This window comes from Pseudomonas coleopterorum, assembly GCF_900105555.1.
Lineage (GTDB): Bacteria > Pseudomonadota > Gammaproteobacteria > Pseudomonadales > Pseudomonadaceae > Aquipseudomonas > Aquipseudomonas coleopterorum.
The window spans coordinates 4,663,301-4,675,442 of record NZ_FNTZ01000001.1; the positions used below are offsets into that span (position 1 = coordinate 4,663,301).

Consider the following 12,142-nt stretch of genomic DNA (forward strand, 5'->3'; position numbering starts at 1 on the left):
ATCCTTAAATGACTGCAGCGGTGCGAGATTGGCGACGTTGCCGACGAACCATCTCGCCGGCCAGTGCCAGATAGGCCAGCGCGCCGCGTGATGATTTGTCGTACGACAGCGCCGGCATCCCGTAGCTGGGCGCTTCGGCCAGACGAATGTTGCGCGGGATCACCGTATCGTACAGCTGATCGCCGAAATGCTCCTTGAGCTGTGCCGAGACATCGTTCATCAGGCTCAGGCGCGGGTCGTACATGGTGCGCAGCAGACCCTCGACCTTCAGGTCCGGATTGAGCAACTCGGCAATGCGCTTGATGTTATCCACAAGGTCGCTCAATCCCTCCAGGGCGAAATATTCGCACTGCATCGGGATGATCACGCCATCGGAGGCCACCAGCGCATTGAGGGTCAGCATCGACAGCGATGGCGGACAGTCGATGAGGATGTAATCGTAGTTGTTACGCACCGGCGCCAGCGCGCTGCGCAGACGGCTTTCCTTCATCTGCATTTCCAGCAGGACCACCTCGGCCGCGGTCAGGTCGCGGTTGGCAGGCAGCAACTGGTATCCGCCGTGTTCGGAAAAATGCATGGCCTGAGCCAGGTCGCACTCGCCGATCAACACGTCGTAGATCGAATTTTCCAGCGCATGCTTGTCCACACCGCTGCCCATGGTGGCGTTGCCCTGCGGATCGAGATCGATCAGCAGCACGCGGCGCTTGGTCGCGACCAGCGATGCTGCGAGGTTGATGCAGGTGGTGGTCTTGCCCACACCACCTTTCTGGTTCGCTATCGCGAATACCTTAGCCATTAGTGCTCGTGTTCCCAATCATGCCGTGCGGCGCAGTATCAGCAGATGGCGTTGGCCTTGGCAACCGGGTACGGCCAGGGCGTGTTCGCTATCGAGGTGGAAGTCCGCTGGCAATGCTACCAGTTCGTCGGCCGGATGCAGCCCTTTCATCGCCAACCAGCGCGTATCGCTGTCGCCCAGGTGGCGTGTCCAGTGAGCGAAGTCGTGCAGGCTGCTGAAGGCGCGGGAAACGATGCCGTCGAAGGGCTGCTCGGGTACGAACGCTTCTGCGCGGCTGTGGATAACCTGCAGATTGGCGAGTCCCAGTTCCAGCTTCACCTGCGTCTGGAAACGGGTCTTCTTGCCATTGCTGTCGAGGGTGGCGATGTGCTTCTCGGGAAACATGATCGCCAGGGGAATACCCGGCATGCCACCGCCGCTGCCGACATCGAGCCAGCGCTGGGCATTACCCAGGTGCGCAAGAATGCTCAGGCTGTCGAGCAGGTGCCGTGACACCATCTCGTCAGGATTGCGCACTGCCGTCAGGTTGTAAGCCTTGTTCCATTTGATCAACAGGGCCAGATAGGCCAGCAGCTGTTCGCGCTGGCCTTCGGACAATTCGACACCCAATTGCCGGGCGCCTGTGGACAACTCTTCGCGGTGTTGTTCGGTGACCATGGAACTCAAGCGCTTTGCTCCAACTCGCGGCCTGCGCCGCGTTTTTTCAGGTGAATCATCAACAGCGAAATGGCTGCAGGCGTGACGCCCGGGATGCGCGATGCCTGACCGAGGGTTTCGGGGCGGGTCGCGCCCAGCTTGCCCTGAATCTCCTTGGACAGCCCGGAGATCCTGGCATAGTCGATATCCACAGGCAGACGAGTGTCCTCGCTGGCGCGCAGCCGAGCGATCTCGTCCTGCTGACGATCGATGTAGCCCGCGTACTTGGTCTTGATCTCGACCTGTTCGGCCACCTGTGGATCATGCGCTCCGCCGCCGGTGACTTCGACCAGACCGACATAGTCGATCTCGGGGCGGCTGAGCAGGTTAAGCAGGTTGTATTCATGGGTCAACGGCGTACCGAACTTCTCGGCGACGGCATTCCCCTGAGCGGTGTTGGGGCGTACCCAGGTGCTCTTGAGCCGTTGTTCCTCGATTTCGATCGCTTCGCGCTTGGCACTGAAGGCCGCCCAGCGAGCGTCATCGACCAGACCCAGTTCCCGGCCCTTTTCGGTCAGGCGCAGGTCGGCGTTGTCTTCGCGCAGGATCAGTCGATACTCGGCTCGCGAGGTGAACATCCGGTACGGTTCCTGGGTTCCCAGGGTAATCAGGTCGTCGACCAGGACGCCGATGTACGCCTCGTCGCGGCGTGGACACCAGGCCTCTTTGCCCTGGGCGCGCAGTGCGGCGTTCGCGCCAGCCAGCAGACCTTGGGCGCCGGCCTCTTCGTAACCCGTGGTGCCGTTGATCTGCCCGGCGAAGAACAACCCGGCGATCACCTTGGTTTCCAGGCTGTACTTGAGATCACGCGGATCGAAGTAATCGTATTCGATGGCATAGCCGGGTCGCATGATGTGCGCGTTTTCCATGCCGCGAATCGAACGCACGATCTGCAACTGCACGTCGAACGGCAAGGACGTGGAAATACCGTTGGGGTACAGCTCGTGGGTGGTCAGCCCTTCGGGCTCGATGAACACCTGATGGCTCTGCTTGTCGGCGAAGCGGTGGATCTTGTCTTCGATCGACGGGCAGTACCGTGGACCCACCCCTTCGATTTCGCCGGCAGCCGAGTACATCGGCGAGCGATCGAGGTTGGCCGCGATGATTTCATGGGTGCGCGCGTTGGTGTGGGTGATCCAGCAACTGACTTGGCGCGGGTGCAGCGCCTTGGAGCCCATGAACGACATCACCGGAATGGGGGTATCGCCCGGCTGTTCGGTCATGACCGAGAAGTCCACCGACTTGCCGTCGATACGCGGTGGTGTACCGGTCTTCAAGCGACCTACCCGCAGCGGCAGCTCACGCAGACGATGGGCCAACGCGATAGATGGCGGGTCGCCGGCACGGCCACCCGAATAATTCTGCAACCCTATGTGGATAAGTCCGCCCAGGAACGTTCCGGTGGTGAGCACCACGGAATCGGCCATGAAACGCAGGCCCATCTGGGTAACCACACCCTTGACCTCGTCCTGCTCGACGATCAGGTCGTCGGCCGGCTGCTGGAATATCCACAGGTTGGGCTGATTCTCGAGAATCTCGCGAATGGCTGCCTTGTACAGAACGCGGTCGGCCTGCGCACGGGTAGCCCGCACCGCCGGGCCTTTGCGGTTGTTGAGCACGCGAAACTGAATGCCACCCTTGTCGGTGGCCAGCGCCATGGCACCGCCGAGCGCATCGATCTCCTTGACCAGATGGCTCTTGCCGATGCCGCCGATGGCCGGGTTGCAGCTCATGGCACCGAGGGTTTCCACGTTGTGCGTCAACAGCAGGGTCTTTGCACCCATGCGTGCTGAGGCCAGTGCTGCCTCGGTACCGGCATGACCGCCGCCGATGACGATCACTTCAAAACGGGAAGGGAAATCCACCACGCACCTCGTGCCTGTTCTATGTGGGTAATTGGGATAGCTGCGCAGTATAGGGAATTTGCCTTGGCTAAAGAACCCTTCTGCACAAAAAATAACCAGCTGTGGATAGCGTCGGTAATAGAAATTAAAAGAGAGAGATTTATTAAAGCTTTGTTTTTATGTTTATTACTAGGCACCACCGTATCTGTGGATAAAGCTCTGCAAGCCTGTATCTACAACGTGTACAGGGAAATTAAAGGTTGTGATCAGGTGCCTGTCAGCTCGGTGTATAACCCAAATTAACCTGTGGGTAACAGCTGCGCTTACCCACAGCGGCATTTATCATCAGCTTTCGGACCTGCTTATCAACCTAGCTCAGCTGGGGTTGTCCACAGGGCTCCTGAAGCGTGTATAAAAAAAAGCCACCTCGAAAGGTGGCTCTTGATGAGTCCATGCAGCGCTGCATGGGTATCGGGAGATCTACTTGCCGATGCAGAAGCTCGAGAAAATGCGCCCCAGCAGGTCGTCCGAACTGAACGCACCGGTGATTCCCCCCAGCGCATGTTGGGCCAGGCGCAAGTCTTCAGCCAGGAGCTCGCCCGCGCCCGCCAGCGTCAGCTGATCACGCCCATGGTCAAGATGATCACCCGCATGCCGCAAGGCTTCCAGATGACGTCGACGGGCGCTGAAACTGCTCTCGGCGGTCTGCTCGTAACCCATGCAGGCTTTGAGATGGTCACGCAGCAGTTCAAGGCCTTGGCCAGTTCCCTTGGCTGTGAGACTCAAGGTCACGTGACCGTCGTCGTCATGCTGGATACCGATCGCTTCACCACTCAGATCCGCCTTGTTGCGAATCACGGTGACCTTGCCGATGTCGGGCGTGAGTTCCAGAAACTCCGGCCAGACCGCGAAGGGATCGGCCGCCTCGGCAGACGTCGCGTCCACCACCAGCAGGATACGGTCGGCTTCGGCAATGGCCTTCAGCGCGCGCTGGACGCCGATCTGCTCGACTTCATCGAGGGTGGTACGCAATCCGGCAGTATCGATCACGTGCAGCGGCATGCCGTCGATGTGGATATGTTCGCGTAACACGTCGCGGGTAGTACCGGCGATGTCAGTGACAATGGCCGCTTCACGCCCGGCCAGCAGATTGAGCAGGCTGGACTTGCCCGCATTCGGCCGGCCAGCGATTACCACGTTCATCCCATCACGCAGCAAGGCACCCTGCCCGGCTTCGCGCAATACGGTGGATAACTCGCTGCGAACCTTGTCGAGCATGCTCAACACGTGGCCATCGGCAAGAAAGTCGATTTCTTCCTCGGGAAAGTCGATGGCAGCTTCCACATAGATCCGCAACGCGATGAGCTGCTCGGTCAAGTTATCCACACGTCGGGAGAAAGCTCCCTGCAATGAACGTACTGCGTTGCGTGCCGCCTGGGCGGAGCTGGCTTCGATGAGATCGGCAATGGCCTCGGCCTGGGCCAGGTCCAGCTTGTCGTTGAGAAAGGCCCGCTCGCTGAACTCGCCGGGACGTGCCAGGCGGCAGCCCAGTTCCAGACAGCGCTGCAGCAGCATGTCCATCACCACGGGTCCGCCATGACCCTGCAGCTCGAGCACGTCTTCGCCGGTGAACGAGTTGGGCCCTGGAAAGTAAAGGCCCAGCCCTTCATCGATGACCTGGAACTGCGCATCGAGCATCGGACCATAGTGCGCATGACGAGGGGTCGGCACGCGGCCGATGATCGCCTGGGCGGCCTGGCTGGCCAGCGGTCCGGAGATGCGTACGATCCCTACTCCGCCTCGACCCTGGGCGGTGGCAATGGCAGCGATGGTTTCGCGAACGACGTTCATGCAGGTACTCCGGTCGAATTTCAGATAGCAAAACGCCCCACGAGGGGGCGCCTTGTACACAGGTTAGTCGAGCAACCCGTCAGACGGCAGGTTTGTTCGCCGCGGCTTTCTCGATGCTGCGTGTGATGTACCACTGCTGGGCGATCGACAGGGTGTTGTTGGTTACCCAGTACAGCACCAGACCTGCCGGGAACCACAGGAAGAAGAAGGTGAACACGATCGGCATCATCTTCATCACCTTGGCCTGCATCGGATCCGGAGGCGTCGGGTTCAAGCGCTGCTGGATGAACATGGTCGCACCCATGATGATCGGCAGGATGAAATACGGATCCTTGATCGACAGGTCGGTTATCCACAGCAACCACGGTGCCTGACGCATCTCGACGCTTTCCAGCAATACCCAGTACAGGGAAAGGAAGACCGGCATCTGCACCAGGATCGGCAGGCAGCCGCCCAGTGGATTGATTTTCTCTTTCTTGTACAGCTCCATCATGGCCTGGGACATTTTCTGCCGGTCATCGCCATGCTGTTCCTTGAGGGCAGCCAGTTTCGGCGCTACGGCACGCATGCGCGCCATCGACTTGTAGCTGGCGGCCGACAGCGGGAAGAACAGCAGCTTGATCAGGATGGTCAGGCAGATGATCGAGAAGCCCCAGTTCCCCAGGATCGCGTGGATATGCTTGAGCAACCAGAAGATCGGTTGAGCGATGAACCACAGGATGCCGTAGTCGACGGTCAGCTCCAGACCTGGGGACAACTCCTTGAGCTTGTCCTGAACCTTGGGACCGGCGTACAGCGTGGCTGTGGTTTCAACCTTGCCACCTGGCGCTGCCGACAGTGATGGGCCGGTGTAGCCAATGATGTAGTTGCCCTGGTTGTCTTTGCGCGTCATGACATTGTTGCTGTCGCCGGCGGCAGGAATCCAGGCCGTCACGAAGTAATGCTGCAGCCAGGCGACCCAGCCGCCCTGTACGGTTTCCTTGAGGCCGGCCTTGTCCATGTCTTTCATCGACACTTTCTTGTACGGCTCGCCACTTGTCCACAGGGCTGCGCCCAGATAGGTAGCGGTACCGGTGGCCGTAGTCGAAGAAGGATCGGAGCTGTTGTCGCGTTTGAGCTGGGCGAACATGTTGCCGCTCCAGTTCTGCGCGCTCTGGTTATCCACAAGGTAGCTGACTTTCAAGTCGTACTCACCGCGATCGACGGTGAAGCGCTTGAGGTAGTTCACGCCATTGTCGCTGTAGGTCAGGTCGACCATGAGCTGGTTCTGGCCGTCAGCCAGTTGATAACTTTTCTGCGAAGCGCTGTACACAGGACGTCCGCTTGGACGCGCGTCCGGGCCGTTCGTACCGGTCAGGCCGCTCTGGGCCAGGTAGGTCAGCTCACCACCGTTGTCGAACAATTGGAACGGAATGTTCGGCATGTCCTGGCGACGAGGGTACTCGGGCAGGTTCAGCTGGACGATATCACCACCGGTAGGATCGATAGCGAAGTTGAGCACGTCGGTCTTGACCCAGATCAGGTCCTTGCTGACCACAACAGGCGTCGGCACAGGCAGATTGGCATCAGGATTGGCGCTGGGTACATCGGCACTGGCTTGAGTGTTGGTGCCCGGTACCGTTTCCGGCAACGCCGGCGTCGGGTTCTGGGTAGCCACATTCTGAGTCGGCAAGGCGGCTTGACCGTAATCCTGGTTCCATTTCAGGACCATGACGTAGGCCACGACTGCCAGGGCGACGATCAGGATCGTGCGTTTAATATCCATGATTACTCGGCTATCGAAGAAGAACGGGGTGATGGGGCGTCTGGAACCGGGTCGAAACCACCGGCATTCCATGGGTGACAGCGGCCAAGGCGACGAACGGTCAGCCAGCTTCCACGCATGAGGCCGTGGATTTCGATGGCTTCGAGCGCGTAGCAAGAGCAACTGGGGTAAAAACGACAGTGATTCGCCATGAGAGGGCTGATGGCGTAGCGGTAGAACTGGATCGGAACGATTGCCAGTTTACGCATCTTGACTGTCCACTCCTGCAGGTTCGGTCTTCACCACTGGAGCGGGCCGGTTACGTGCGAGGCGCTTCCAGAGCTTGCCAAAATGCTCATGCAATTCAGGGTTTTCCACGTCGCCCAAACCTTTACGCGCGACGATGACGATGTCCCAGCCCGCCAGGATGCCCTGGTGCAGACGGAACGAGTCACGCATCAAGCGTTTCAAGCGATTGCGCTGAACGGCGAGCTTGACGCTCTTTTTACCGATGACCAGCCCCAGACGGGGATGTTCGAGGCCGTTCTCACGCGCAAGGAGCAGCAGGTTCTTGCCGGGTACCTTGCCAGATGGCGAGTCGAAGACTGCTTTGAAATGCCGGGCTGTCAGCAGACGCTTTTCCCGACCGTAGTCCTGACTCACCACCCGTGCCGAAGGATCAAACTGCCAGACGCTTGCGGCCCTTGGCGCGACGACGCGACAGGACGGTACGGCCGTTCTTGGTAGCCATGCGAGCACGGAAACCGTGGGTGCGAGCGCGCTTGATGGTGCTGGGTTGGAAAGTACGTTTCATGGTTGTTACCTGGTTCGTCCACAACGGGCCGGAATGGACCCCGTTTTAAGAGACCGGCGATTCTAGTGAAAGCGCGGCAGAAGGTCAATTTCCAACCAACTATTACTTTTTGGCCCCTTTCCTCAGATAGAGGGGGGACTGAAGGACACAGGTCGGTGATTGAGAGCCTTCATTGCCAGTGCCTTCTCAGGAGGATGGGTTGGACGATTCGGGCGATCAAATATAAAAATAGAGAAGGGACTTATTTAAAGCTTTTCTGTAATGCTTATAGATCTTAGAGGAGCCAACATCTGTGGATAACCATCTGGAGGCCTTATTCACAGGGCGTTCTGGAGATCCACAACCCTGTCCAGAAGATGGGCTGCGCCTGTGTCATTGCTCCGCACAACCTGTGGATTAAATCAATGGATATCCACAGGCGAGTTATACACAGCGCTCGACCCCTACTTGTGCATAGATCTCAAGATGGGTTATCCACAGAGCTCACAGACAGGTTTTCGAGGCATTGACGTTGTGTTTTTACGTGCAGCAGAGGCAGCGGACCCGACCTACATGTGGATAAGTGTGCGGAGCGTCGGTACAATGGCCGTTGTTTTTGCCTTGCCGGCTTTCAATTCAGGGGATACCTGTGTCAGTGGAACTTTGGCAGCAGTGCGTGGAACTCCTGCGCGATGAACTGCCTGCCCAGCAATTCAACACCTGGATCCGTCCGCTACAGGTCGAAGCCGAAGGCGACGAGTTGCGCGTCTATGCGCCTAACCGGTTCGTGCTGGACTGGGTCAACGAGAAATACCTGACGCGGCTCCTCGAATTATTGGGTGAGCATGGCAATGGCCTGGCGCCGGCACTTTCGTTGCTGATCGGCAGCCGTCGCAGCTCGACGCCCCGCGCTGCTCCAAACGCGCCTCTGGCAGCCGCCGCAGCTGCGAATCAGGTGCAGGCCGCCCCGGTGGCAGCCGCACCTGCGGCAGCGCCTGTAGAAGCCGTTGCCAAGCCTTCAGTGGCAAGCGAAGAACCCTCGCGTGACAGTTTCGACCCCATGGCCGGCGCCAGCTCGCAGCCGGCACCCGTACGCTCCGAGCAACGCACTGTCCAGGTAGAAGGTGCGCTCAAGCACACCAGTTACCTGAACCGCACATTTACCTTCGAAAACTTCGTGGAAGGTAAATCCAACCAGCTGGCACGCGCGGCTGCCTGGCAGGTGGCGGACAATCCCAAGCATGGCTACAACCCGCTGTTCCTTTATGGTGGTGTCGGCCTGGGTAAGACGCACTTGATGCACGCTGTGGGTAACCACCTGCTCAAGAAGAATCCGAATGCCAAGGTGGTTTACCTGCATTCCGAGCGGTTCGTTGCAGACATGGTCAAGGCGTTGCAGTTGAACGCGATCAACGAATTCAAGCGTTTCTACCGCTCGGTCGATGCGTTGCTGATCGACGATATCCAGTTCTTCGCGCGCAAGGAACGCTCCCAAGAGGAGTTCTTCCACACCTTCAACGCGCTGTTGGAAGGCGGCCAGCAGGTCATCCTCACCAGCGATCGCTACCCCAAGGAAATCGAAGGCCTCGAGGAGCGGCTGAAATCGCGCTTCGGCTGGGGTCTCACCGTCGCTGTCGAGCCGCCCGAGCTGGAGACCCGTGTCGCCATCCTCATGAAGAAGGCGGACCAGGCCAAGGTCGAGCTGCCTCATGACGCGGCGTTCTTCATCGCCCAGCGCATCCGTTCCAACGTCCGCGAACTGGAAGGCGCACTCAAGCGGGTCATTGCGCACTCCCACTTCATGGGTCGCGAGATCACCATCGAGCTGATCCGCGAGTCGCTCAAGGACCTGCTGGCACTGCAGGACAAGCTGGTGAGTGTGGATAACATCCAGCGAACGGTGGCCGAGTACTACAAGATCAAGATTTCCGATCTGCTCTCCAAGCGACGTTCGCGCTCGGTGGCCCGACCACGGCAGGTGGCGATGGCGCTGTCCAAGGAATTGACCAACCACAGCCTGCCGGAAATCGGCGATGTGTTTGGTGGGCGTGATCACACTACCGTGCTGCACGCGTGCCGCAAGATCAACGAACTCAAGGAATCCGACGCGGATATCCGCGAGGACTACAAGAACCTGCTGCGTACACTGACCACGTGAACACTCACTACGCAGCTTTTGAGGCAAGGGACTAGACCATGCATTTCACCATTCAACGCGAAGCCCTGTTGAAACCCCTGCAACTGGTCGCCGGCGTCGTCGAACGCCGCCAGACCTTGCCTGTGCTTTCCAACGTCCTTCTGGTGGTTCAGGGGCAGCAGCTGTCTTTAACCGGTACTGACCTGGAAGTGGAACTGGTTGGCCGCGTGCAGCTGGAAGAGCCGGCCGAGCCTGGCGAGATCACCGTGCCTGCGCGCAAGTTGATGGACATCTGCAAGAGCCTGCCCAACGACGCCCTGATCGACATCAAGGTCGATGAGCAGAAGGTCGTGGTCAAGGCCGGGCGCAGTCGGTTCACCTTGTCGACGCTGCCGGCCAATGACTTTCCTACCGTCGAAGAAGGCCCGGGTTCGCTGACCTGCAGCCTGGTGCAGAGCAAGCTGCGTCGCCTGATCGAACGCACCAGCTTCGCCATGGCCCAGCAGGACGTGCGCTATTACCTCAATGGCATGTTGCTGGAAGTATCGGCCGGCATCATCCGAGCAGTCGCCACCGACGGCCATCGTCTGGCCATGTGCTCGATGCAGGCTGATATTGGTCAAGCCGACCGCCATCAGGTCATCGTGCCGCGCAAGGGCATTCTGGAACTCGCCCGTCTGCTGACCGAGCCCGACGGCAATGTCAGCATCGTGCTGGGCCAGCATCACATCCGCGCAACCACGGGTGAGTTCACCTTCACCTCCAAGCTGGTCGACGGCAAATTCCCTGACTATGAGCGTGTGCTGCCCAAAGGTGGCGACAAGCTGGTGCTGGGTGACCGTCAAGCACTGCGTGAGGCCTTCAGCCGCACCGCGATCCTGTCCAATGAAAAGTATCGCGGCATCCGCCTGCAATTGGCAGCCGGTCAGCTGAAGATCCAGGCCAACAACCCTGAACAGGAAGAAGCGGAAGAAGAAGTGGCCGTGGACTATAACGGCGGTGCGTTGGAAATCGGCTTCAACGTCAGCTATCTGCTCGACGTGCTGGGAGTGATGACGACCGAGCAGGTTCGCCTGATCCTGTCTGACTCCAACAGCAGCGCCCTGGTCCAGGAATCCGACAACGACGACTCGGCATACGTCGTCATGCCGATGCGCCTCTGACAGCCACCTGAATGTCCCTGACCCGCGTTACGGTCACCGCGGTGCGCAACCTGCACCCGGTGACCTTCTCCCCCTCCCCGCGTATCAACATCCTCTACGGCGCCAACGGCAGTGGCAAAACCAGTGTGCTGGAAGCCATACACCTCTTGGGCCTCGCGCGATCGTTTCGCAGCACGCGTCTGGTGCCGATCATTCAGCACGAGCAAGCCACTGCGTCGGTATTTGGCCAGGTTGAGTTGGCTGAAGGCGGTCATAGCAACCTGGGTATTTCACGGGAAAGACAGGGCGATTTCACTATTCGTATCGACGGCCAGAACGCCCGGAGCGCGGCTCAGCTTGCCCAGATATTGCCCTTGCAGTTGATCAATCCCGATAGCTTTCGGCTGCTGGAGGGGGCTCCAAAGATCCGCCGACAGTTTCTCGACTGGGGAGTGTTCCACGTGGAACCTCGATTCATGTCGACCTGGCAGCGGTTGCAGAAGGCCCTGAAGCAACGAAACTCATGGCTTCGGCATGGTACACTTGACGTTGCTTCGCAAGCGGCATGGGACCGTGAGCTCTGCCTGGCCAGCGCTGAAATCGACGACTATCGGCGCGCTTATATCAAAGCGCTGAAGCCAGTGTTTGAGCAGACACTCGCCGAGTTGTTGAAGCTCGAAGGTCTAACACTGAGCTATTACCGAGGCTGGGACAAGGATCGCGAACTCGCAGACGTTCTGGCAGGGTCCTTGTTGAGAGATCAGCAGATGGGGCATACCCAGGCTGGACCTCAGCGCGCTGACCTTCGATTGCGAATGGGCGCCCACAACGCGGCCGACATCTTGTCGCGCGGTCAACAGAAGCTCGTGGTGTGCGCACTTCGCATTGCCCAAGGCCATCTGGTCGGCCAAGCCCGCCGCGGTCAATGCATCTATCTGGTAGACGACTTGCCGTCCGAGCTGGATGAACAGCACCGTCGCGCATTGTGCCGCTTGCTTGAAGATTTACGCTGCCAGGTGTTCATCACCTGCGTAGACCAGGAATTATTGAGGGAAGGCTGGCAGACGGAAACGCCAGTTGCTTTGTTCCACGTGGAACAAGGCGGTATTACCCAGACCCACGATCATCGGGAGTGAAGG

At 59.2% G+C, this 12,142-nt stretch carries 11 protein-coding genes; 3 read left to right on the forward strand and 8 right to left on the reverse strand.

Annotation, left to right across the window (positions count from 1 at the left end):
• Positions 1-4: 4 nt before the first annotated feature.
• From BLV18_RS21060 to rpmH, 8 genes are all read right to left on the reverse strand, one after another.
• Entirely contained in the window at positions 5-796 is a 792-nt protein-coding gene (locus BLV18_RS21060) for a ParA family protein (protein WP_049860453.1), read from the reverse strand.
• 18 nt (positions 797-814) lie between these two features.
• The gene (rsmG, locus tag BLV18_RS21065) at positions 815-1,453 is read right to left on the reverse strand and encodes a 16S rRNA (guanine(527)-N(7))-methyltransferase RsmG (RefSeq protein WP_090361652.1); all 639 of its coding nucleotides are present in this window, start codon (positions 1,451-1,453) and stop codon (positions 815-817) included.
• Between the two features lie 5 nt (positions 1,454-1,458).
• Positions 1,459-3,357, reverse strand: a complete 1,899-nt coding sequence (gene mnmG, locus BLV18_RS21070; RefSeq protein ID WP_090361655.1) for a tRNA uridine-5-carboxymethylaminomethyl(34) synthesis enzyme MnmG — start codon at positions 3,355-3,357, stop codon at positions 1,459-1,461.
• A 459-nt stretch (positions 3,358-3,816) separates the two neighbouring features.
• Positions 3,817-5,187, reverse strand: coding sequence for a tRNA uridine-5-carboxymethylaminomethyl(34) synthesis GTPase MnmE (gene mnmE, locus BLV18_RS21075; protein WP_090361657.1), 1,371 nt, complete (start codon positions 5,185-5,187; stop codon positions 3,817-3,819).
• 79 nt (positions 5,188-5,266) lie between these two features.
• Positions 5,267-6,952: a membrane protein insertase YidC gene (gene yidC / locus BLV18_RS21080; RefSeq protein WP_090361662.1), complete on the reverse strand. Its 1,686-nt coding sequence runs from the start codon at positions 6,950-6,952 to the stop codon at positions 5,267-5,269.
• Between the two features lie 2 nt (positions 6,953-6,954).
• Positions 6,955-7,200: a membrane protein insertion efficiency factor YidD gene (yidD, locus tag BLV18_RS21085; protein WP_090361665.1), complete on the reverse strand. Its 246-nt coding sequence runs from the start codon at positions 7,198-7,200 to the stop codon at positions 6,955-6,957.
• Complete coding sequence (gene rnpA / locus BLV18_RS21090) at positions 7,193-7,597, reverse strand: ribonuclease P protein component (protein WP_043192022.1); 405 nt, start codon at positions 7,595-7,597, stop codon at positions 7,193-7,195. The genes yidD and rnpA overlap by 8 nt, the downstream gene beginning before the upstream one ends.
• Before the next feature lie 13 nt (positions 7,598-7,610).
• Entirely contained in the window at positions 7,611-7,745 is a 135-nt protein-coding gene (gene rpmH / locus BLV18_RS21095) for a 50S ribosomal protein L34 (RefSeq protein ID WP_043192020.1), read from the reverse strand.
• Between the two features lie 628 nt (positions 7,746-8,373).
• On the opposite strand from rpmH, the gene dnaA reads away from it, so the two are divergent.
• The 3 genes from dnaA to recF are packed head-to-tail and all read left to right on the forward strand — an operon-like array spanning position 8,374 to position 12,139.
• Complete coding sequence (gene dnaA, locus BLV18_RS21100) at positions 8,374-9,882, forward strand: chromosomal replication initiator protein DnaA (RefSeq protein ID WP_056844846.1); 1,509 nt, start codon at positions 8,374-8,376, stop codon at positions 9,880-9,882.
• Positions 9,883-9,920: 38 nt separating this feature from the next.
• A complete protein-coding gene (dnaN, locus tag BLV18_RS21105) occupies positions 9,921-11,024 on the forward strand; it encodes a DNA polymerase III subunit beta (protein WP_049860460.1) in 1,104 nt (367 codons plus the stop codon).
• A gap of 11 nt (positions 11,025-11,035) precedes the next feature.
• Entirely contained in the window at positions 11,036-12,139 is a 1,104-nt protein-coding gene (gene recF, locus BLV18_RS21110) for a DNA replication/repair protein RecF (RefSeq protein ID WP_090361668.1), read from the forward strand.
• The last annotated feature ends 3 nt before the right edge of the window (positions 12,140-12,142 follow it).